Origin of the sequence: Streptomyces sp. NBC_01013 (genome assembly GCF_045162765.1) — a bacterium.
In the GTDB taxonomy this organism is placed as follows: Bacteria; Actinomycetota; Actinomycetes; order Streptomycetales; family Streptomycetaceae; genus Streptomyces.
In genome coordinates this window covers 2,588,709-2,608,678 of the sequence record NZ_CP108687.1, presented here as the reverse complement: position 1 = coordinate 2,608,678, position 19,970 = coordinate 2,588,709, and the positions used below count along the sequence as shown (strand labels likewise).

Annotated in this window: 20 protein-coding genes; 8 read left to right on the top strand and 12 right to left on the bottom strand. The window is 71.0% G+C overall.

Going from position 1 to position 19,970, the window contains the following annotated elements; genetic code table 11:
* The first annotated feature begins 7 nt into the window (after positions 1-7).
* The gene (locus OG538_RS10845) at positions 8-337 is read left to right on the top strand and encodes an ATP/GTP-binding protein (protein WP_406092477.1); all 330 of its coding nucleotides are present in this window, start codon (positions 8-10) and stop codon (positions 335-337) included.
* Between the two features lie 16 nt (positions 338-353).
* Here the strand turns inward: OG538_RS10845 and OG538_RS10840 are convergent, their stop codons facing one another.
* From OG538_RS10840 to mce, 7 genes are all read right to left on the bottom strand, one after another.
* Positions 354-1,250 carry an ABC transporter permease gene (locus tag OG538_RS10840; RefSeq protein ID WP_406092475.1) on the bottom strand — a complete coding sequence of 299 codons (897 nt, stop codon included), beginning with the start codon at positions 1,248-1,250 and terminating at the stop codon, positions 354-356.
* Positions 1,247-2,440 carry an ATP-binding cassette domain-containing protein gene (locus OG538_RS10835; protein ID WP_406092473.1) on the bottom strand — a complete coding sequence of 398 codons (1,194 nt, stop codon included), beginning with the start codon at positions 2,438-2,440 and terminating at the stop codon, positions 1,247-1,249. Before OG538_RS10835 ends, OG538_RS10840 begins: the two co-directional genes overlap by 4 nt.
* Positions 2,441-2,694: 254 nt before the next feature.
* The gene (locus OG538_RS10830) at positions 2,695-3,474 is read right to left on the bottom strand and encodes an ABC transporter permease subunit (RefSeq protein WP_406092471.1); all 780 of its coding nucleotides are present in this window, start codon (positions 3,472-3,474) and stop codon (positions 2,695-2,697) included.
* A 5-nt stretch (positions 3,475-3,479) separates the two neighbouring features.
* Positions 3,480-4,496, bottom strand: coding sequence for an ATP-binding cassette domain-containing protein (locus OG538_RS10825; protein ID WP_406092469.1), 1,017 nt, complete (start codon positions 4,494-4,496; stop codon positions 3,480-3,482).
* 81 nt (positions 4,497-4,577) lie between these two features.
* Complete coding sequence (locus OG538_RS10820) at positions 4,578-5,516, bottom strand: cellulose-binding protein (RefSeq protein ID WP_406092467.1); 939 nt, start codon at positions 5,514-5,516, stop codon at positions 4,578-4,580.
* A 185-nt stretch (positions 5,517-5,701) separates the two neighbouring features.
* Positions 5,702-9,499 (bottom strand): polarized growth protein Scy, encoded by a 3,798-nt coding sequence (scy, locus tag OG538_RS10815; protein WP_406092465.1) that lies wholly within the window; start codon positions 9,497-9,499, stop codon positions 5,702-5,704.
* Positions 9,500-9,868: 369 nt separating this feature from the next.
* Positions 9,869-10,297, bottom strand: a complete 429-nt coding sequence (mce, locus tag OG538_RS10810) for a methylmalonyl-CoA epimerase (protein WP_406092463.1) — start codon at positions 10,295-10,297, stop codon at positions 9,869-9,871.
* A gap of 135 nt (positions 10,298-10,432) precedes the next feature.
* Here mce and OG538_RS10805 point away from each other — a divergent pair, with 135 nt between their 5' ends.
* Both OG538_RS10805 and meaB read left to right on the top strand, forming a co-directional pair.
* Entirely contained in the window at positions 10,433-11,635 is a 1,203-nt protein-coding gene (locus tag OG538_RS10805; protein WP_406092461.1) for an acetyl-CoA C-acetyltransferase, read from the top strand.
* 55 nt (positions 11,636-11,690) lie between these two features.
* Positions 11,691-12,650: a methylmalonyl Co-A mutase-associated GTPase MeaB gene (gene meaB, locus OG538_RS10800; RefSeq protein ID WP_406092460.1), complete on the top strand. Its 960-nt coding sequence runs from the start codon at positions 11,691-11,693 to the stop codon at positions 12,648-12,650.
* Between the two features lie 219 nt (positions 12,651-12,869).
* On the opposite strand, the gene OG538_RS10795 is transcribed toward meaB, so the two are convergent.
* The 4 genes from OG538_RS10795 to OG538_RS10780 all read right to left on the bottom strand — a co-directional run bounded on the left by OG538_RS10795 (position 12,870) and on the right by OG538_RS10780 (position 15,543).
* Positions 12,870-13,346 carry a MarR family winged helix-turn-helix transcriptional regulator gene (locus tag OG538_RS10795; protein ID WP_406092458.1) on the bottom strand — a complete coding sequence of 159 codons (477 nt, stop codon included), beginning with the start codon at positions 13,344-13,346 and terminating at the stop codon, positions 12,870-12,872.
* A 150-nt stretch (positions 13,347-13,496) separates the two neighbouring features.
* Complete coding sequence (locus OG538_RS10790) at positions 13,497-14,264, bottom strand: AIM24 family protein (RefSeq protein ID WP_406092456.1); 768 nt, start codon at positions 14,262-14,264, stop codon at positions 13,497-13,499.
* Positions 14,261-14,911 (bottom strand): AIM24 family protein, encoded by a 651-nt coding sequence (locus tag OG538_RS10785; protein WP_359077253.1) that lies wholly within the window; start codon positions 14,909-14,911, stop codon positions 14,261-14,263. Before OG538_RS10785 ends, OG538_RS10790 begins: the two co-directional genes overlap by 4 nt.
* Positions 14,911-15,543, bottom strand: coding sequence for an AIM24 family protein (locus OG538_RS10780; protein WP_406100059.1), 633 nt, complete (start codon positions 15,541-15,543; stop codon positions 14,911-14,913). Before OG538_RS10780 ends, OG538_RS10785 begins: the two co-directional genes overlap by 1 nt.
* A 246-nt stretch (positions 15,544-15,789) precedes the next feature.
* Between OG538_RS10780 and OG538_RS10775 the strand changes: the two genes are divergently transcribed.
* Together OG538_RS10775 and OG538_RS10770 are read left to right on the top strand one after the other, a co-directional pair.
* The gene (locus OG538_RS10775; protein ID WP_326657908.1) at positions 15,790-16,140 is read left to right on the top strand and encodes a DUF3817 domain-containing protein; all 351 of its coding nucleotides are present in this window, start codon (positions 15,790-15,792) and stop codon (positions 16,138-16,140) included.
* The gene (locus OG538_RS10770; RefSeq protein WP_030971479.1) at positions 16,137-16,430 is read left to right on the top strand and encodes an MTH1187 family thiamine-binding protein; all 294 of its coding nucleotides are present in this window, start codon (positions 16,137-16,139) and stop codon (positions 16,428-16,430) included. The genes OG538_RS10775 and OG538_RS10770 overlap by 4 nt, the downstream gene beginning before the upstream one ends.
* 61 nt (positions 16,431-16,491) lie before the next feature.
* Here OG538_RS10770 and OG538_RS10765 read toward each other — a convergent pair whose 3' ends face one another.
* Positions 16,492-17,475 carry a DUF5937 family protein gene (locus OG538_RS10765; RefSeq protein ID WP_406092453.1) on the bottom strand — a complete coding sequence of 328 codons (984 nt, stop codon included), beginning with the start codon at positions 17,473-17,475 and terminating at the stop codon, positions 16,492-16,494.
* Between the two features lie 72 nt (positions 17,476-17,547).
* Here OG538_RS10765 and OG538_RS10760 point away from each other — a divergent pair, with 72 nt between their 5' ends.
* The 3 genes from OG538_RS10760 to OG538_RS10750 all read left to right on the top strand — a co-directional run bounded on the left by OG538_RS10760 (position 17,548) and on the right by OG538_RS10750 (position 19,940).
* The gene (locus OG538_RS10760; protein WP_406092451.1) at positions 17,548-19,023 is read left to right on the top strand and encodes an MFS transporter; all 1,476 of its coding nucleotides are present in this window, start codon (positions 17,548-17,550) and stop codon (positions 19,021-19,023) included.
* Positions 19,024-19,033: 10 nt separating this feature from the next.
* A complete protein-coding gene (locus OG538_RS10755) occupies positions 19,034-19,543 on the top strand; it encodes a MarR family winged helix-turn-helix transcriptional regulator (protein WP_406092449.1) in 510 nt (169 codons plus the stop codon).
* A gap of 64 nt (positions 19,544-19,607) precedes the next feature.
* Positions 19,608-19,940 (top strand): DUF3817 domain-containing protein, encoded by a 333-nt coding sequence (locus tag OG538_RS10750; protein ID WP_406092447.1) that lies wholly within the window; start codon positions 19,608-19,610, stop codon positions 19,938-19,940.
* Positions 19,941-19,970 lie beyond the last annotated feature (30 nt).

The following is a 19,970-nucleotide window of genomic DNA, read 5'->3' as shown; positions in this document are numbered from 1 at the left end:
GTGTCACGTGTCCCCGCGCCGCAACCGCCCCCGAGGCGGCGAGAGCTCCACCGACAGCGCGAGCGCGGCGGGGGACCGGTACGGCGGCGGAGGGCGCTCGGAGGAGTGGCAGGGCGAGGAGTGGTCGGTCCGTCCGGTGAGCGGCGCGAGCGCGATGGGCAAGCGCTACCGGTGCCCCGGCTGCGACCAGGAGATCCCCTCGGGCATCCCGCACCTGGTCGCCTGGTCCGAGTACGGCGGGATCGACGACCGCAGGCACTGGCACAAGGCGTGCTGGAACGCGAAGGACCGCCGCACCACACGGGTGCAGCGGTCCAGGAACGCCCCTCGCTACTGAACGGCGGGGGCGGTCGTCAGACGTCGCGGTTGTTCATCGTCAGGTAGGCGCCGCCCAGGGCAACGGCGGTCACGCCGAGCATGATCCAGAGCGGGTCCCAGCCGGAGGGCCCGCCGGACGACGTCACCGAGTTGTTGTAGAAGATGCTGAGCTGGTTGGGGATGGAGTACTCCAGGAGCCACTCCTGGAGCGACTTCAGGGACTCGGTGAACATGAAGATGGCCAGCACGAGCGGCAGCAGAACGAGGCCGATCATGATGGTGATGGCGCCGGCCGAGTGGCGGATCAGCGCGCCGACACCCAGCGAGAGCAGCCCCAGCGACGCCATGTAGAGACCCACGCCGACCGTACCGCGCAGCCACTCGTCACCTGTGGGCGCCTGGGCGTCCAGGATGGATGTCTGGAGCAGGGCGACGATCGTGGTCATGACGGTCGTCAGGACGAACGTGAGCAGGAAGAAGACGATGGCCTTGGCGCTCAGCACCCGGGCCCGGCTCGGGCACGCCGTCAGCGTCGTACGGATCATGCCGGTCCCGTACTCGGACGCGATGGTCATCACGCCGAGCGTGATCACGCAGATCGATCCCAGGAGCACCCCGAAGAAGCCGAGGCTGAGCACCGGGGTGCTGCCGAGGTCGGCGTCGGAGGTGTTGACCACCACCGCCGAGAGCACCCCGATGGCGAGCAGCAGCACGATCATGACGCCGAGCGTCCACATCGTGGAGCGCACGGAACGGATCTTGGTCCACTCGGAGGCGATCGCGTCGCTGAGGGTGGCGGGACGCACCGGGATCGGCGAGGTGTAGTAGCCGGCCTGCATGCCCTGCCCGTACTGCTGGGCGGAGGGGGGCTGCTGGTACGCCTGCTGCTGGTACGGCGCCTGCGGCGTCGGCGGCGTGGACGGCGTTGTCATCGGGAGTCCTCGCTGGTGTCGCTCTTGGTCGGGGCGGCGGGGGGCCCGGCAGGCGCTGCCGGAGCGGGGGCGGCGGCGGGAGCCGCGGGAGCGGCCGGGGCCACTGCCGGGACAGCGGGTGCCGGAGCGGCCGCGTACGGGTTCTGTCCGGGCGGCGGCGGGGCGTACCAGCCCTGCTGCGGCACCTCGGGAACGTGCGGCTGGGGCGGGGCGTATCCCTGCTGCGGTCCGTATCCGCCGGGCGGCGGCGCCTGCAGATGGGCGACCTGGTCGGCCGTCGAGCGGTAGTCCACGGCGCCCTGCGTCATGCGCATGTACGCCTCCTCCAGCGAGGCCTGGTGCGGCGAGAGCTCCCACAGCCGGACGTCGGCCTCATGGGCCAGATCGCTGATGCGGGGCAGTCGCAAGCCCGTGATCCGCAGGGCTCCGTCCGGCTCCGACATGACCTGGCCGCCCGCCTCGGTGAGGGTGGCGGTGAGCTTCTCGCGCTGCTCGGGCCCGTCGTCCGGGACCCGCACCCGGGCGAAATCGGCCGAGTTGGCCGAGATGAAGTCCGTGATGCTCATGTCGGCCATCAGTTGACCGCGGCCGATCACGATGAGGTGGTCGGCGGTGAGAGCCATCTCGCTCATCAGGTGGCTGGAGACGAAGACCGTACGACCCTCGGACGCCAGCATCTTCATCAGGTTACGGACCCAGAGGATGCCCTCCGGGTCGAGACCGTTGACCGGCTCGTCGAAGAGCAGCACCTGCGGGTCGCCCAGCAGCGCGGCCGCGATGCCCAGGCGCTGTCCCATGCCCAGCGAGAAGCCCTTGGACCGCTTCGACGCGACCTGCTGGAGGCCGACGACGCCCAGAACCTCGTCGACCCGGGCGGCCGGGATACCGGCGAGCTGAGCGAGCGAGAGCAGATGGTTGCGTGCGCTGCGCCCGCCGTGCACGGCCTTGGCGTCGAGCAGGGCGCCGACCTGACGCGGCGCGTTCGGCAGATTGCGGAACTCGTGGCCGCCGATGGTCACCCGGCCCGCCGTCGGCCGGTCCAGGCCGAGAATCATCCGCATCGTGGTCGATTTGCCCGACCCGTTGGGACCGAGGAATCCGGTGACGGCGCCGGGCCGCACCTGGAAGGAAAGGTTGTACACGGCCGTCTTCGCGCCGTAGCGCTTCGTCAGGCCGACTGCCTCGATCATGCTCCAGCCCCATCGACTTATCTGTCGTCGGGGCACAGGCCATCGGCCGCACGCCCCCCGTAAGAGTTAGGAGGATATCCAGCCCTTGACGGTTCCGGCCAAGTCGTAACCGGGCGAGTCCGGTCACGTCTCGCTCACGGTGCCGTGGGCGGTGGCCGGTGGGCGGTGGACCATGGCCCCGTCGGGCGTGCCGTACCCGGGTCGGGCCCGCACCGGGTCAGGCGTCGCGCTTCCCGGTGAGGCCCGCACACCGGTCAGGCGTCGCGCTTCTTCAGGACGAGGAAACCGCCGAGCACCGCGGCCGCCACCCACGCCACCATGATCAGCAGCCCGGTCCACGGCCCGTACGGGCCCGGATCGCTGTCCATCGCGTCGGGCACCACCTGCATGATCTTGGAACCGGCCTGGTCGGGGAAGTACCGGGCGACGTTCTTCGCCCCCGGCACGGCCGACAGGATCTGGGAGACCAGGAAGAAGAACGGCATCAGGATGCCGAGCGACAGCATGGAGCTGCGCAGCATCGCCGCCACCCCCATGGAGAAGACCGCGATCAGCCCCATGTAGAGACCGGCGCCGAAGACCGCCCGCAGCACGTTGTCCGCGCCGATGCCGATGCTGTGGTCACCGAGCAGGGCCTGGCCGAGGAAGAAGGCCACGAAGCTGGTGACCAGCCCGACCGCCAGGGCCAGCACTCCGGCGACCAGCATCTTGCTGAAGAGGAAGGTGGCGCGCTGGGGCACCGCCGCCAGGGAGGTGCGGATCATGCCGGAGCTGTACTCCGTACCGACCACCAGGACACCGAAGACCACCATCGCCAGCTGACCGAGAATCATCCCGGAGAAGCTGATGAACGTGGGGTCGAAGGTGGCCCTCTCCGCATCGGAGAGGTCGTCGAACTGGGAGTTCATCACCGCACAGAGCGCGGCGCCCATCGCGACGGTGACGGCGAAGGCGCAGATCAGCGTCCACGTCGTCGAGGAGACCGTACGGATCTTGGTCCACTCGGAGGTCAGGACCGCGGGTACCGATGCCATCGTCGTCACACCCCCGTTCCGGTGCCGGAACCGCCGGGAGCCCCCGGGGCGTCACGGGGCGGCCGGTCCCACTGGTCACCCCAGTGAGGCCCCACCGGCGGTACCGCGGCCCCCTGCTCGGAGTGCGCGTGGTACTCCACCGAGTCCGCCGTCATCTGCATGAACGCCTCCTCGAGAGAGGCCCGCTGGGAACTCAGCTCGTGCAGCACGATCGTGTGCCGGGCGGCGAGCTCGCCCAGCGCCTCGGTGGTCGCGCCGTCGATCTCCAGCGTGCCGTTGCCCGACTCCACCGCGACGATTCCCTCCGCGTGCAGGATGTCCCGCAGCCGCTCCTGCTGCGGGGAGCGCAGCCGTACGTAACTGCGGGAGTTCTGATGGATGAAGTCGGCCATCGAGGTGTCGGCGAGCAGCCGGCCCTGCCCGATCACGATCAAATGGTCCGCGGTCAGCGCCATTTCACTCATCAGATGAGACGAGACGAAGATCGTCCGGCCTTCCGCGGCGAGCGCCTTCATCAGATTGCGGATCCAGTGAATTCCCTCGGGGTCCAGACCATTGACGGGTTCGTCGAACATCAGGATCTCGGGATCACCGAGCAGTGCCGACGCGATTCCCAGCCGCTGACCCATACCGAGGGAGAAACCCTTGGACTTCTTCTTCGCCACCGCGGTCAGGCCGACGGTGTCGAGAACCTCCGCCACCCGGCTCTCCGGGATCCGGTTGCTCTGGGCGAGACAGAGCAGGTTGTTGTAGGCGCTGCGGCCGCCGTGCATCGACTTGGCGTCCAGCAGCGCGCCGATGTACTTCAGTGGCTCAGACAGCTCGCGGTAGTGCTTGCCGTCGATGCGCACCGATCCGCTGGTGGGGTTGTCGAGATCGAGCATCATCCGCATCGTGGTGGACTTGCCCGCCCCGTTGGGTCCCAGAAAACCCGTCACCATCCCCGGTCTGATCCGGCACGACAACTGGTCAACGGCAACCTTGTTGCCGAAGCGCTTGGTGAGGCCATCGAGCTCGATCATGCGATCACGCTAGAACGGCCGCGCGCCCGGCGCCACCACAAGGGCGGAACCGGGCGCGCAAGGGTTGGACCGGCCGGGTGATCAGCGGGTCTGCTGCGCCGGGACGCCGCGGGAGGCGGGCTCCTCGTCGGCGGGGGAACCGGCGGCGGCCACCGCGGCACCCGTCAGCGTCGCCAGCATCTCGCGGACGTTGGTCAGCTGCGCGTTGATCGAGTCGCGGCGGTTGGTGAGCGCCGCCAGCTCGCGCTCCGACTCGCTGCGGATCCGGTCGGCCTTCGCGTTGGCGTCGGCCACGATGTCCTCGGCCTGGCGCTGAGCGGTCTCCACCGTCTGGCGGGCGCGGCGCTCGGCGTCCGTGCGGAGCTTCTCGGCCTCCAGACGGAGCTGCTCGGCGCGGTGCTCGATCTCGGCCAGACGCTTCTCGGCCTTGGCCTGACGGGACGCGAGGTCGCGCTCCGACTGGTCGCGGCGCTTGGCCAGGTTGGTCTCGAAGTCCGCGGCGGCCTGGGCGGCCTTGGCGCGGGTCTCCTCGAAGAGGGCGTCGGCCTCCTCGCGCTTCTGGGCCGCGTCCTTCTGCGCGTCCGAGCGCAGCGTGGTGGCCTCACCCTGGGCCTTCTCGACGATGCGGACGCCGTCGTCCTCGGCCTTGGCCTTGCGCTCGGCAGCGAAGGTCTCGGCGTCGTTGCGCACCTGCTGGGCGGCGGACTCGGCGAGCTCGCGGTGCTGCTCGGCGGCGCGACGGGCCTCCTCACGCAGGTCCTTGGCCTCCTCCTCCGCAAGGCGGAGAATCTTCTCCACGCGCGCGCCGAGACCCGCGTACGACGGTTCCGCGTCGTTCACCTGAGCCTGGGCGTTCTGCGTTTCGAGGTGGAGCTCCTCGATGCGCTTTTCCAGAGACGTGATGCGGGCGAGAGCACTATCACGGTCGGCGACGAGCTTGGTAATGCGGTCATCCACCTGACCGCGGTCGTAACCACGCCGCACGAGCTCGAAGCCGAATGGGGAGGAAGGGTCACTCATGGGGTTCCTGTCGAAGTGAGACCGGTGAGGTGATAGAGGGAATCCTAGGGGCCAGAACGGCGTGTCATCGAGCAGATGCCCGTTTGATCTGGAGAATGACACCCCTTTTGAGTGGCTAACCCCCGTAACCCTTGCCACTCGGAGGGCTGAACGTCCTTGCCGAACCACGGCAGAGCGCCGGATGGCTACCCATCCGACTGCTTGCCACCCGCACGAGTGCCCGCTGCTGCCGTGGCCTTGACGCTGCCGGGCGGACCGGCGCCCGCGCCCTTACCGCCCGCCCCCGGGGTCTCGAAAGACTCCAACGCCTCCAGGACGTCCTGGACACGGGAGATCTCCGTGTTGATGTCCGCACGCCGGCGCACCAGGACATCGAGCTCGCGCCGTCCCTCGTCCACCGTCCGCTTGGCCTCGGCCTCGGCGTCGGCCCGCAGCTTCTCGGCCTCGCGCACCAGGCTGGCCTTCTTCTGCTCGGCCTCCTTGAGCAGCGACTCGGCCCGCTTCACGGCGGCGATCCGGACCTTGCTCGCCTCCGAGTTGGCGTCGGACAGGAGTTCCTTGGCCTTCGCCGCGGCTTCCTCGCGCTGCTCGGTCGCCGCCTTCATCAGATTGTCGACGCGCTCGCCGGCCGTCTTCATCTGCTCGGACGTCTCCCGGCGGGCCCGGTCGTGCAGCTCCTGGATCTCGCTCTCCAGGCGCGTCCTGAGCTCCTCGGCGCGCTCCCGGATCTGGGTGGCGTCCCGGCGGGCGCCGACCAGCAGCTCGTCCGCGTCCGTACGGGCCCGCTCCACCAGGGTGTTGCCCTCGACGGTCGCCTCGGAGGTGATCCGCACGGCCTCCTTGCGGGCCGCCCCGACCATCGTGTCAGCCTGCTCCTCGGCCTCGGTGGCGGCGCGAAGCGCCTCCTCCTGGGCCTTGTTGATGAGCTGGTCGGCCTGCTCGGCGGCGTCGGCACGGCGCTTCGAGGCGGACTCGCGTGCCTCGTCCAGCAGCCGGTCCGCCTCCTGGCGGGCCTCGGCGCGCATCTGTTCGGCCGCTGCCTCGGCCTCGCCGCGCAGCCGCTCCGACTCCTCGCGGGTACGGGCCGCGTGCTCCTGCGCCGAACCGACGGTCGCCGCCGCCTCGGCCCGCAGCCGCTCCGCCTCGCCCGCCGCCTCGTCACCGAGCCGGGCCGCCTGCTGCGTCGCCTCGTTGCGGATCCGCTCCGCCTCGGCCGTGGCCTCGGACATCAGGCTGTCGGCCTGCTCCGCCGCCTGGGACCGCATCCGGTTGGCGTCCTCACGGGCCTCGGCCCGGCTGCGCGCCGCGTCCTGCTCGGCGGACGCCAGGGCGTCGGACGCCTCGGTACGCATCCGCTGGCTGTACTCCGCGGTGTCAGCGCGCAGCCGCTCCGACTCCGTGATCGCCTCGGAGACGGTCCGCTCGGCCATCGCCTTCGCGGCGTCGGTCTCCTCCTGTGCCACCCGGCGGACCCGGGCCGCGTCCTCGCCGGCCCGTTCCCGCTCCGCGTAGGCGTCGGAGCGGACCCGGTCCGCCTCGTCCTGCGCCTCGGACTTCGTCCGCTCCGCGACGTGCTCGGCGGTGGAGCGCAGCCCGGCGATCTCCGCCTCGGCCTGCTCCTGGAGGCCGTTGACCGAATCCCGTACCTGCTGTGCGGTCTGCTCGGCCGCGGTGACCATCTCGGTCGCCCGCGCGTCCGCCTCCTCGACCAGACGCTGGGCCTCGGCCTGCGCCTCCTCCACCCGCTTGCGGGCGGACGCCAGGAGCTCCTCGCTCTGCTCGCGGGCCCGCTCGCGCTCCTGGTTGGCCTCGGTGCGTGCCGCGTCGAGGGTCTCCTCGGCCTCGCGGCGGCGCCGGTTCGCCTCCTCCTGGGCTGCGGCGAGCGCCTCGGCGGCCTCCGTGCCCACGCGTTCGGCGGCGGCCGCCGCCTCCGACCGGACCCGGTCGGCACTCTCCTGCGCCTCGGTCTTCAGCCGCTCGGCCTCGACGGCCGCCTCGCTGCGCAGCCGTACGGCGACGGCCTCGCCCTCCGCACGGGACTGCGAGGCATCGGCGGCGGCCTCGTCGCGCAGCCGCTGGGCCTCGGCCTCGGACTGCTCCTGGAGCGTGCGCAGCCGCTCGGCGGCCTCCGTGCGCAGCCGCTCCGACTCCTCGTTCGTCTCGCGCCGGATGCGCTCCGCGTCGGACCGTGCCTCGCCCAGTGTCTGCTCGGCGGTGGCGACCCGGCTCTCGGCCTCGGTGTGCAGCCGGGTCAGCTCCTCGGCCGCCTCCGTCTGCCGGACCGCGATCGCCCGCTCGGTCTCCTCGCGCAGCTCGGCCGCCGCCCGCTCGGCCGCGGCCGTGACCGACTCGGCCTGCTCCTCGGACTCGGTGCGCAGCTGTTCGGCCTCGGCACGGGCCCGCTCCAGGGCCTCCTCCGCCTGCTTGCGCAGCGCTGCCGCCCGCTCGGTGGCCTCGGTACGGACCCGCTCGCTCTCGGCGCTCGCGGCGCCCCGCAGCTCCTCCGCGTCCGCCTTCGCCTTGGCCAGAAGCTCCTCGGCGGTCTTCGCGCCCTCCTCGATCTGCTGGAGGGCCTCGCGACGGGCCTCGCCGCGGATCCGCTCGCCCTCGGCGACCGCTTCGGAACGCAGCTGCTCGGCCTCGCCGCGCAGCCGGCGCGCCTCTTCCTGGAGCTCGACCGTCTTGGCCCGGTACTCCTTGGTGTCGTCCTTGGCCGCGCCCTTGAGCTGGTCGGCCTGCTCGGCGGCCTCGCCGCGCAGCCGGTCCGCCTCGGCCTCCGCCTCGCGGCGGATCCGGTCGGCCTCCTCGCTCGCCGCCCGGGTGGTCGACTTCGCGTCGTCGGACGCCTTGGTCAGCACCTCCTCGGCGGCCCGGGCAGCCTTGGCGAGCTGGGCCGCGGCGTCCTCCGCCGCGGCGGTGCGCGCGCTGTCGGCCGCCTCGGAACGGAGCCGGTCCGCCTCGGCACGGGCATCGGCGAGCGCCTGTTCGGCCTCCGCCTTGAGGGACTCGGCGTCCTTGGTGGCCTCGCCGACCAGCCGGGCGATCTCCGACTTGGCGGTGCGGGTGCGCTGCTCGTTCTGCGACTCGGCGCCGGCCAGCCGCTTGACCGCGGCCTCCTTCGCCTCGGACAGCACCTTCTCGGCCTCGACCCGCGCCTCGCGAAGCTGCGTCTCGGCCTCCTGCATGCGCTGCTCGGCGGCCCGGTTCAGCTCCGTGGTCTGCTGCCGCGTCTGCTCGGTCTCGGCCGTCGTCGACGTCCGCAGCTGCTCGGCGTGGGTGGTGGCCTCCTGCGCCTGGCTGGACGCGGCGTTGAGCAGCCGCTCGGCGTCCTTGCGTGCGCGCAGCAGGATCGACTCGGCCTCGGAGCGGGCGGCCTCGGCCTCGGAGCCCAGACGTCGGCGCGTCTCGTCGGCCAGCCGGGCGGTCTCGGCACGGGCGGCGCTCAGGGCCTGCTCGGCCTCGGCCCGCGACTCCTCAAGGAGACGGCGGGCCTGGGACTCGGTCCGGGCGCGCAACTGCTCGGCCCAGGCCACGTTCTCGTTGACGTGGGACTCGACGGTCTGCCGGCGCTCCGCCAGCTCCTGGTCGAGCTGCTGGCGGCGCTGCACGGCCTCGTTGTGCAGTTCGGCCTGGAGCCGCGCCTGATGCTCGGCGTGCTCCTGAAGGATCCGCTGCGTCTGCGCACGGGCGTCGCGGAGCTCGCGCTCGGCGTCGGTGCGCAGCTGCTCGGCCTGGATCTGGGCATTACGGAGCAGCTGCTCCGCCTGGTAACCGATGTCCGCGCTGTCGTAGGCGGGACGGGTCGCCAGACTGCGCCGGGCCTCGTGCAGCTTGGCACGCAAGACCTCGACCTGGTAACCGAGGTCCTCGGCGTGCTGGACGGCCTTCTCCCGGTCGGTCTTCAGCCGGTCCATCTCGGCTTCGAACCGCGAGAGATGGTCGTCTTCAGCTCGGTGGCTCTCCTGGCGTTCGTAGCCCCGCACTGCGCGGTCCCATCCTTCCCCGAGCTCTCAACTTCGTTCGAGCAGGGGAGACCCCAACCCTGATCGCGAACTCCATACGAGTACCGCTCGCGGGCGAACGGTCCCCCCGGGGGAATGGTGACAGATCAACGGCTGAGGACGCGGCGCGGCCCCGACCCGGCCCCGGCCCGGAACCGCCCACTCTACCGGGCCGGGTATCCCTGAGAAGCGGTTGTCCGCCTCCCGCTGGGCGCGGGGCGCCCGGCACGGCCGCTCGCGACGTTGCCGGAATGCCCGCACAGCTCCGCTGTGAGGGCACCCCGACAACCTCGGGACCGACCGCACCGACGCCCGAGCCGGTACGGCGGGAGCGGGTAAGGGGCCCTCGCGTCAGTGCTCGGCCCGGGAGGTGACCAGCTCGGTCAGCACACCGTGGCAGTCCTTGGGGTGGAGGAAGGTGATCCTGGAGCCCATAGAACCCGTCCTGGGCTCCTCGTACAGCACCCGGACACCCTTTTCCCGGATGTCCGCGGCGTCCGCGTCCACGTCCGCCGTACCGAAGGCGATGTGGTGCACGCCCTCGCCGTTCTTGGCCAGCCATTTACCCACGGCGGAGTCCTCGCGGGTCGGTTCCAGCAGCTGGAGGTACGAGGCGCCGCCGTCGGACGTCTCGTTGATCTTGAGCATGGCCTCCCTCACGCCCTGCTCCTCGTTGATCTCCGAGTGGAACACCTCGAACCCGTAGGTCGAGCGGTAGAACTCGACGGTCTTGTCGAGGTCGAAACAGGCGATCCCGATGTGGTCGATTCGCGTCAGCATGGAACCAGTGCAGCGCTCGGCGGATGGTTACGCAACGTGCGCGCGATCACACCCGTTGCCGGATGACGGGCGCGGTACTGCTCAGTACATTCATGTAAACCCTCGTTCACAATCGATCCCAAGGGGCTGCGCCTCATGTCAGGAACGACCGGAACCACCTCAGTGATCGTCGCGGGCGCCCGTACGCCCATGGGTCGCCTCCTCGGCTCCCTGAAGAGCTTCTCCGGAGCCGACCTCGGCGGCTTCGCCATCAAGGCGGCGCTGGACCGGGCCGGCATCGGCGGCGACCAGGTCGAGTACGTGATCATGGGCCAGGTGCTGCAGGCCGGGGCAGGGCAGATCCCGGCACGCCAGGCAGCGGTCAAGGCCGGCATCCCGATGAACGTACCGGCGCTCACCGTCAACAAGGTGTGCCTCTCCGGGCTCGACGCCATCGCCCTGGCCGACCAGCTGATCCGCGCCGGCGAGTTCGACGTGGTCGTGGCCGGCGGCCAGGAGTCCATGACGAACGCCCCTCACCTGCTCCCGAAGTCCCGCGAGGGCCACAAGTACGGTGCGATCGAGATGCTCGACTCGATGGCGTACGACGGTCTGACCGACGCCTACGAGAACATCCCGATGGGTGAGTCCACCGAGAAGCACAACGCCCGTCTCGGCCTGGCGCGTGCGGCCCAGGACGAGATCGGTGCCCTGTCCCACCAGCGCGCCGCCGCGGCGCAGAAGAACGGCCTGTTCGAGGCCGAGATCACCCCGGTCGAGATCCCGCAGCGCAAGGGCGACCCGATCCTCTTCTCCAAGGACGAGGGCATCCGCGCCGAGACGACCGTCGAGTCCCTCGGCAAGCTGCGCCCCGCCTTCGCCAAGGACGGCACGATCACGGCCGGCACCTCCTCGCAGATCTCCGACGGTGCGGCCGCCGTCGTCGTCATGAGCAAGGCCAAGGCCGAGGCGCTGGGCCTGGACTGGATCGCCGAGATCGGCGCCCACGGCAACGTGGCCGGTCCGGACAACTCGCTGCAGTCGCAGCCGTCCAACGCCATCCGCCACGCCCTCAAGAAGGAGGGCATCGGCGTCGAGGACCTCGACCTGATCGAGATCAACGAGGCCTTCGCGGCCGTCGCCGTCCAGTCCATGAAGGACCTCGGTGTCACCTCGGACAAGGTCAACGTCAACGGCGGCGCCATCGCGCTCGGCCACCCCATCGGGATGTCCGGCGCCCGCGTGGTGCTGCACCTGGCTCTGGAGCTCAAGCGGCGCGGCGGCGGCACCGGTGCGGCGGCGCTGTGCGGCGGCGGCGGCCAGGGCGACGCCCTGATCCTCCGCGTTCCGGGAAAGTAGTACGCGGTAGTACACGGAGAACCCGGCAGCGAGTGAGCGAGTGAACGGAGCGGTGATGGTGGACGTCCCCACCCTGGTGGAGCAGGCCCGCGAGGGCAGGCCACGGGCCGTGGCCCGGCTCATCTCCCTGGTGGAGGGGGCGTCGCCGCAGCTGCGCGAGGTGATGGCTGCGCTGGCGCCCCTGGCGGGCAACGCCTGTGTCGTCGGTCTGACCGGGTCACCCGGTGTCGGCAAGTCGACATCGACGTCGGCTCTGGTCACGGCGTACCGGCGGCAGGGCAGGCGGGTCGCGGTGCTCGCCGTCGACCCGTCGTCGCCGTTCTCCGGCGGTGCGCTCCTCGGGGACCGGGTCCGGATGTCGGACCATGCCTCGGACCCGGGCGTCTACATCCGTTCGATGGCCACCCGCGGCCATCTGGGCGGTCTCGCCTGGTCGGCACCGCAGGCGATCCGGGTGCTGGACGCGGCGGGCTTCGACGTCATCCTGGTGGAGACGGTCGGCGTCGGTCAGTCGGAGGTGGAGATCGCCTCCCAGGCCGACACCTCCGTCGTCCTCCTCGCCCCGGGCATGGGCGACGGCATCCAGGCGGCGAAGGCCGGAATCCTGGAGATCGGCGACGTGTACGTGGTGAACAAGGCCGACCGGGACGGCGCCGACGCCACCGCCCGCGAGCTCAACCACATGCTCGGCCTCGGGGAGTCCCGCGGTCCCGGCGCCTGGCGGCCGCCGATCGTGAAGACCGTCGCCGCCCGGGGGGAGGGCATCGACGAGGTCGTCGAGGCCCTGGAGAAGCACCGGGCGTGGATGGAGGAGCACGGCGTCCTTGCCGAGCGGCGCGCGGCCCGTGCGGCCCGCGAGGTCGAGACGATCGCCGTCACCCGCCTCCGCGAACGCATCGGCGACCTGCACGGCGACCGCCGCCTGGACGCCCTCGCCGAACGCATCGTGGCCGGCCGCCTCGATCCGTACGCGGCGGCCGACGAACTGGTGGCAGGGCTCACCGGGGAGGCCTGACCGACCTCCCGGGCCTCACCGGGTAGGCCGACCGGCGCCGGTCCCCGCGCTTCGTCCGCCTCGACGATGCCCGCACCGCGATGAAAGCGGGGCGGGCACGGGCGTCGTCGTCGCCCGCACGTGCGGCGCGGGGGCGGCAGGGCGGATGAGGGGCGTGGGGGAGCGGGGCACCCGGCTCGCACGACGGCTGCCGGACACCCCGCTGAGGACGCCGCCGGATCAGTGCTTGCCGCGTCGCCCGCGCAGGTGGTCGGCGACCGGGGTGAGGGCCGCGTGCAGCTGCTCCAGGGCCTCCGGCGTCAGCAGATCCATGAAGTGCTTGCGGACCGATGCCACGTGGTGCGGCGCGACCTTGCGCATCGTCTCGGCGCCGGCCTCGGTGAGCACGGCGTACAGCCCCCGGCGGTCGGACTCGCAGTTCTCCCGGCGGACCAGACCCGCGCTCTCCATGCGGGTGATCTGGTGGGAGAGTCTGCTCTTGGACTGCAGCGTGGCGCCGGCGAGGTCGCTCATCCGCATGCGCTGGTCGTCCGACTCCGAGAGATTGACGAGGATCTCGTAGTCGTTCATGGTCAGGCCGAACGGTTGGAGGTCCTTCTCCAGTTGGTGCGTCAGCAGCCTGCCGACGTCCAGGTGGGTGCGCCAGGCGCACTGCTCCGTGTCGCTCAGCCAGCGGGTGGCCGTCTCGGTCTCCATATATGGATTCTACCTAAGAAGTTGAAAGCCGGACGAAGTGAAGGAGTGTGACACCCGGCACGCGCGCGCGGACCGCGCCGCGACGGGCCGGGGCTCGCCGGAAGGGACGCTAGGCGCAGACGTTCGACGTCACACTCCGCAGACTACCGCTCACAAACCGAAGCGACGCTGGAGGTCCCCGAGCTGACCTGGCATGCGGGGTGCGGACCCAGGTTGACCCCCGCCCCCGCCCGGGACCCCCGCCTGCTGCGGTACGGCGCCCGTCGGCTGCTCGGCCATCAGTACCTCGGTGGACTGGAGCAGCACCGTACCGGCACCCACGAACTCGAACTGGTGCTCCTCGCCCGAGGCGCCCCCGATCCCGGTGAACGCCCGCAGCCCGCCCATCAGGCCCGTCATGTAGCCGTGGTCGTAGTGATGGCACGGGGAGGGGCAGTCCGCCCAGCCCACCAGCGCCTGCGGGTCGACCCGCAACGGCGGCTCCATGAAGACCACCGGGCCGTTGGACGCGGCGACGAACTTCCCCGTACCGATCAGTGTCAGGAACCCCGGCACGATCGACTGCTTCAACGCCAGCGTCGGCTGGTAGGCGAGCAGGTTGCCGGACCGGATCGTCAGATTCCCGTTGTCCAGGTCGTACGAGTTCACATCGAAGGCCCGGTCCGCGAGCAGCATCTTGCCGGTGCCCTCGGCCACCACCCAGTCGCTCGCGTGCAACGGCGAGTGGAAGCTCGTACGGATCAGCCGCTCGAAGCGGCCGTGACCGATGCCGTTGAACTCCATCCGCCCGTAGTAGGCGATCATCTTGCCCTTCTGCAGGAACCACTGGCTCCCCTTGAGCTCCACGCAGAAGGTGTACGCGTTGACGTTGTCGTCCGACGGCAGCGTCATCGGGTCGAAGACCACGGGCCCACTCACAGCTTCTCCTCCGACGCCTGGACGTACACCGCACCACTGCCACTGAGCTCCAGCTGGAACGCCTCGCCGGAGCCCCGCCCCACCATGTCGCGCCAGCCGAGCGCGGTGGAGAGCTTGTTGCGTACGTCGCCGTGGTGCGCGACGTACGCCTGCGGATCCACGTGCACGTCGCGGCCCGGTGCGATCGGCAGCTCGATCACCCCGCCGTGCGCCATCACCGCCACGGCGCCATGGCCCTTGAGCGTGGTGGTGAACAGGCCCTGCCCGGTCACCTGGCCGCGCACCATGCCCATCACGCCGCCCTGCGAGCCCATGAACATCGTGCCCTGCTGGAGCGTTCCGTCGAAGGCGAGCAGCCGGTCGGCCTCCACGTAGAGGGTGTCCCCGGCCAGGTTGATCACCTGGATGTGGTGGCCGCCGTGGCCGAACATCACGGTGCCGCTCCCCTCGACCGTCATCAGCGGAGTCGCCTCGTTCGCCATCCGGCGGCCGATCATCGACATCACCCCGCCCTGGCCGCCCTGGATGTTCGGCGTGAACGACACCTCGCCCCGGTAGGCCAGCATCGCGCCGCGCTGGCTGAACATCTTCTGGCCGGGGATCACCGTCGCCTCGACCATCTTCGAGTTGATCTCGCGGAACGGCATCAGACATCGCCCCCGATCGTGTTCCGCTCGCTGGGCTGTACGTAGACCAGCCCCTCACCCTCGAACCGGATCTGGAAGGACTCGCCGGACCCCTCGCCCATCAGCGTCCGGAAGTTCACCCCGGACTGGAAGTGCTGCTGGAGGTTGCCCTGGTGGGCGATGTAGGCGCCCGGGTCGACGGAGAGCGGGTACTGGGCGGACACCCGCAGGACCACCGCCGAGCCGTCCGACATGATCGCCGCCTGGCCGGTTCCCTCGATCGTGGTGGTGAACAGGCCGTTGCCCGTCGCGCCGCCGCGGAGCCCGGTAAAGGTGGTGCCGGTGCGCAGCCCGGCGTCGGTGCAGAGCAGATTGCTCGCCTCGACGTACAGCTTCTCGCCGCGCAGCGAGACCAGATTGATCTCGCTCGCGCGGTCGGCGAAGTAGCAGGTGCCCTGCCCGGTCACCTCCATCACGGTCATCTGTTCACCGGTCAGCCGGCGCGTCACCATGCCGCGCAGACCTTCACCTCCGCCGGTCATCTTCTTGAACGTCATCCGGCCGTCGTACGCGACCATCGAGCCGTTCTTCGCCTTGACTGCGTCGCCGGTCAGGTCGACGGCGAGCGTCTTGCTGCCTTGGAGTCGGAACATCGCCACCCGGCGAAGGTAACGGCAGGGACCTCCGCCGGAACAGGGCCTGTGACGCGATCCAGCCCCCTGGACCGGCCCTGATACGCATCCGGTACGGGATGCGGACGCAATCGGGACGTATGCCTTACGGAGCGGGCGGTGCGGGACCGCCCCCGCCGCCGGGCGGTGCGAGCGGCGATGCCACAATGGGGACCGCTTGTGCCTGCGTTCACAAGCTGTCACCGTCCTCCCACCGAAGGTGCCCCCGTGGACATCAAGACCGCTACCGCCCTGCACCGGCTGCGCCTCATCTCGATTCCCGAGGCACTGTCCTTCCCCGCGCTGATCCTCTTCGGTTCGGTCCTCAGCCGGGTCTCCGACATCGACTTCCTGATGATGCCGCTCGGCATGCTGCACGGCGTGCTCTTCGTGATCTACGTGGTGCTGCTGCTGGACGTCTGGGGGAAGACCAAGTGGCCGCTCAAGCGCGTCGCGTTCTTCTTCCTGCTCTGTGTGCTGCCCTTCGGCGGCCTGTACGGCGACAAGGTGCTGAAGCGCTACGAGGCCGACGGCGTCATCGCCGCCCGGGCCCGCCGGGAAGGCACGGTCAGCGCATGATCGTCGCCTTCTCCGTCAGTCCGCTGGGTGTCGGCGAGGACGTCGGCGAGTATGTCGCCGATGCCGTCCGGGTCGTCCGCGAGTCCGGTCTGCCCAACCGCACGGACGCCATGTTCACCTCCATCGAAGGTGAGTGGGACGAGGTCATGGACGTCGTCAAGCGCGCCGTCGCGGCCGTCGAGGCGCGCGCCGGACGGGTCTCCCTCGTACTCAAGGCCGACATCCGCCCGGGCGTCACGGACGGTCTGACCTCGAAGGTCGAGACGGTGGAGCGCTACCTGGCGGACTGACGCCGAGTGCCGCCGTACGTCCCCCGGAGCCCCCAGCCGCACACCCGGCCGGGGGCTCCGCTCACTGCGGCACGGCCAGGGCGATGCCGAGCGGCGTCCGTTCGTACAGCACCTGGTGGCCGTACCGGCGTGACGTCAGCAGCCCGGCGGCCCGCAGCACCGACAGGTGCTCGGACACGGACGACGGGGCGCGGCCCAGGCGGTGGGCGAGTGCGCTGGTGCCGGCGGGCTCGTCGAGCGCGCACAGGATGTCGGCCCGGACCCGGCCGAGCAGCCGCGCCAGCACGTCCGGGGTGGTGCTGCCCGGCTCCGTCCACAGTCCGCCGATGCCGCGGGCCGGGTAGATGACCGCGGGCTGCCAGGGGTCCTCGATGCCGCCGACCGCGTCCGGCCAGGCGAAGACGGACGGCATCAGGACGAGGCCCTGCCCACCGAGCACCCGGGAGTGACGGGCCCGTGTGCGGGTGATGGTGAGCGTGGAGTCCGCCCACCTCAGCTGCGGGCTCAGCTCGCCCAGCAGCCGTTCGAAGCCCACCGCGGCCAGTCTTCGCGAGTGGTAGGCGACATCGGCCTCCAGCAGGGCGCGGAGCCGGGGCCAGTGCGGTTCGATCAGGACCCGCCAGGCCCCTTCCAGAAGGTCGGCCAGCTGCTGCACGGCCCGCGTGGGATCGGCCAGCAGCGCCTGCCCGGCGGGGGAGTGCAGCAGCTCAGGCCGGCCCGCCAGCGACCAGGCCATGTCCTGGCCCGCCAGGTGGGGATCGACGGCTCGCACCCGCGCGATCTCCTCCTCGAACGAGGCGAGGGGGCCGATCGGCGGCGGGCAGAAGAAGTCCGGACTGTGACCGCCCTCCCTCATCAGCAGCCACAACGGCTCCAGGTCGAGCCCGACGGCCTCGCCCCGGATCCTGCGCAGCCAGGGCAGGTGGTACCCCTGCCGTTCGGGCCGCCCGAGCACCCGCACGGCGGCCTGGGTCTCCCAGAGCGGCGAGATCGCGAACCGGCAGCGCAGCAGGTCGCTCTCGTCGAAATGCATCTGGACGGGCATGCTCGGGCTCCGGAAGATTCGGCTGGGGCCGAAAGTCTACGGAAACGGCCGGCTCTCCCGCACGCTGCGCCCATGCCGAGAGAGACCGATCCCAGCGCCGGCGGCCCCCGCGACGCGACGGACACACCCCGCGACCGGCCGGGACCGCCCCGGACCGCGCCGCCCGCCCCGAGTGCCGCGCACCCCGCCCCCGCCGGACCGGCTCCTCTCCCGGCTACGGCCCCGGAGCGCGACGGTCCCCCGGACCCGAGCGAACCGCTCGCACTCCGGGGCCCGGCGGAGCGCGCACCGGCCGCCCCGCGCGGCTACCGGGCCGTCTTCGCCCTACGCGAGTTCCGCGCTGTCTTCGCCGCGCATCTGCTCTCGCTGCTCGGCGTCGTCGTCAGCGAACTCGCCCTCACCGTCCTCGTGTACGACCTCACCGCCTCCCCCCTGCTCAGCGCGCTGACCTTCGCGCTCGGCATGCTCCCCTACCTCGTGGGCGGCACGCTCCTCGCCGGGATCGCCGACCGCTACCCCGCCCGCCGGGTGCTGGTCACATGCGACCTGATCTGCGCCGGCTGCGTGGCGGTGATGGTGCTGCCGGGCACTCCGGTCGCCGGACTCCTCGTGCTGCGCTGCCTCGTCGCCGCCGTCTCGCCCGTCTTCACCGGGACCAGGATGGCCGCGCTCACCGACATCCTCGGTGAGGGGGACCTGTTCGTCCTCGGGCGTTCGTTGCTACGCATCGTCTCGCAGAGCGCTCTGCTCGCCGGCTTCGGCGCGGGCGGGCTGCTGCTCGCCGTTGTCTCTCCGCGCGGCGCGATCACGATCACGGTCGCCACCTTCCTCTCCTCGGCGGCCGTGCTCCGCCTCGGCACCCGCGACCGGCCCGCGCGCACCGGCGACGGGCCGGGCCGCACGCTGTTGAAGGAGTCGCTCTCCGGGGCCCGGCAGGTGCTCGGCCATCGCAGGATCCGGGGGCTGATGCTGCTCTTCTGGATGCCCCCGATGTTCGCCGTCGCGCCGGAGGCCCTGGCCGCCCCGTACGCCGACGAGATCGGGGCGGGCAGCGCCGCGCTCGGGCTGCTGATGTGTGCGATGCCGGTCGGCTGCATCGCCGCGGAGCTGTACGCAGGCGCCGGGCTCAGCCCCCGGGCCCGTTCGCTGGTCGTGCTGCCGCTCGCCGCGGCCGGGCTGCTGCCCCTCTTGTTGTACGGGCTCCGTCCCGGTGTGGCCCTGGCAGCGGTCGCGCTGGTGCTGGCCGGTGCGGGATCGGCGTACGTCATCGGCCTCGACCGGTGGTTCGTCGAGGCCGTCCCCGTCGAGCTGCGCGGCCGGGCGATGACCTTGCTGACGGCCGGACTGATGACGCTCCAGGGCGTCGGTATGGCTCTGGCCGGCCTGGCCGCCGAGTTCTTCCCCGTACACCGGGTGGTCGCCGGATCCGGGGTGCTGGGCACCCTGTGCCTGCTGCTGCTCGTCGCCGAGGTCCGCAGAACCGCACCCGCTCACCGCATTCGGACCGAAGTTCGAGACGGGGACGACCGGCATGTGACCAGTAGGTAAGGTCGATGCCGTGCCGAAGCCGCTCAGTCTCCCCTTCGACCCCATCGCCCGCGCCGACGAGCTCTGGCAGCAGCGCTGGGGTCCGGTGCCCTCCATGGGGGCGATCACCTCGATCATGCGTGCGCAGCAGATCCTGCTCGCCGAGGTCGACGCGGTGGTCAAACCGTACGGACTGACCTTCGCGCGGTACGAGGCGCTGGTGCTGCTCACCTTCTCCAAGGCCGGCGAGCTGCCGATGTCCAAGATCGGCGAGCGGCTGATGGTCCACCCCACCTCGGTCACGAACACCGTGGACCGGCTGGTGCGCTCCGGCCTGGTCGGCAAACGCCCCAACCCGAACGACGGCCGCGGAACGCTCGCCTCCATCACCGACAAGGGCCGCGAGGTCGTCGAGTCCGCCACCCGCGACCTGGTCGCGATGGAGTTCGGCCTCGGGGTGTACGACGCCGAGGAATGCGGCGAGATCTTCGCGTTGCTGCGGCCGCTGCGGATCGCGGCCCAGGATTTCGAGGAGATCTGAGAGGGGCCGTTCCGCCCCGGGCCCGCTGCAAGATCGCCCCGGACGTCCGGTTACGCTCGATGGCATGAAACGCAGTGTGCTGACCCGCTATCGGGTGATGGCTTACGTCACCGCCGTCATGTTGCTGATCCTCTGCGCGTGCATGATCTTCAAGTACGGCTTCGACAAGGGTGAGGGGCTGACCCTCGTCGTCTCCCAGATCCACGGCGTGCTGTACATCATCTACCTGATCTTCGCCTTCGACCTCGGCTCCAAGGCGAAGTGGCCGATGGGCAAGCTGGCCTGGGTGCTGCTCTCCGGCACCATTCCGACGGCCGCGTTCTTCGTGGAGCGCAAGGTCGTCCGCGAGGTCGAGCCGCTGATCGCGGACGCGGCCCCGGCACCTGCGAACGCCTGACCCCGACCGCCCCGCGCGAAGCGCCGGGCG

Coding starts and splice junctions, on each gene's coding strand:
- OG538_RS10840 (WP_406092475.1), bottom strand. CDS start 1,250: ATGACAACGCCGTCCACGCCGCCGACGCCGCAGGCGCCGTACCAGCAG.
- OG538_RS10835 (WP_406092473.1), bottom strand. CDS start 2,440: ATGATCGAGGCAGTCGGCCTGACGAAGCGCTACGGCGCGAAGACGGCC.
- OG538_RS10830 (WP_406092471.1), bottom strand. CDS start 3,474: ATGGCATCGGTACCCGCGGTCCTGACCTCCGAGTGGACCAAGATCCGT.
- OG538_RS10825 (WP_406092469.1), bottom strand. CDS start 4,496: ATGATCGAGCTCGATGGCCTCACCAAGCGCTTCGGCAACAAGGTTGCC.
- OG538_RS10820 (WP_406092467.1), bottom strand. CDS start 5,516: ATGAGTGACCCTTCCTCCCCATTCGGCTTCGAGCTCGTGCGGCGTGGT.
- mce (WP_406092463.1), bottom strand. CDS start 10,297: ATGCTGACGCGAATCGACCACATCGGGATCGCCTGTTTCGACCTCGAC.
- OG538_RS10805 (WP_406092461.1), top strand. CDS start 10,433: ATGTCAGGAACGACCGGAACCACCTCAGTGATCGTCGCGGGCGCCCGT.
- meaB (WP_406092460.1), top strand. CDS start 11,691: ATGGTGGACGTCCCCACCCTGGTGGAGCAGGCCCGCGAGGGCAGGCCA.
- OG538_RS10795 (WP_406092458.1), bottom strand. CDS start 13,346: ATGGAGACCGAGACGGCCACCCGCTGGCTGAGCGACACGGAGCAGTGC.
- OG538_RS10785 (WP_359077253.1), bottom strand. CDS start 14,911: ATGCCGTTCCGCGAGATCAACTCGAAGATGGTCGAGGCGACGGTGATC.
- OG538_RS10780 (WP_406100059.1), bottom strand. CDS start 15,543: ATGTTCCGACTCCAAGGCAGCAAGACGCTCGCCGTCGACCTGACCGGC.
- OG538_RS10770 (WP_030971479.1), top strand. CDS start 16,137: ATGATCGTCGCCTTCTCCGTCAGTCCGCTGGGTGTCGGCGAGGACGTC.
- OG538_RS10765 (WP_406092453.1), bottom strand. CDS start 17,475: ATGCCCGTCCAGATGCATTTCGACGAGAGCGACCTGCTGCGCTGCCGG.
- OG538_RS10760 (WP_406092451.1), top strand. CDS start 17,548: ATGCCGAGAGAGACCGATCCCAGCGCCGGCGGCCCCCGCGACGCGACG.
- OG538_RS10750 (WP_406092447.1), top strand. CDS start 19,608: ATGAAACGCAGTGTGCTGACCCGCTATCGGGTGATGGCTTACGTCACC.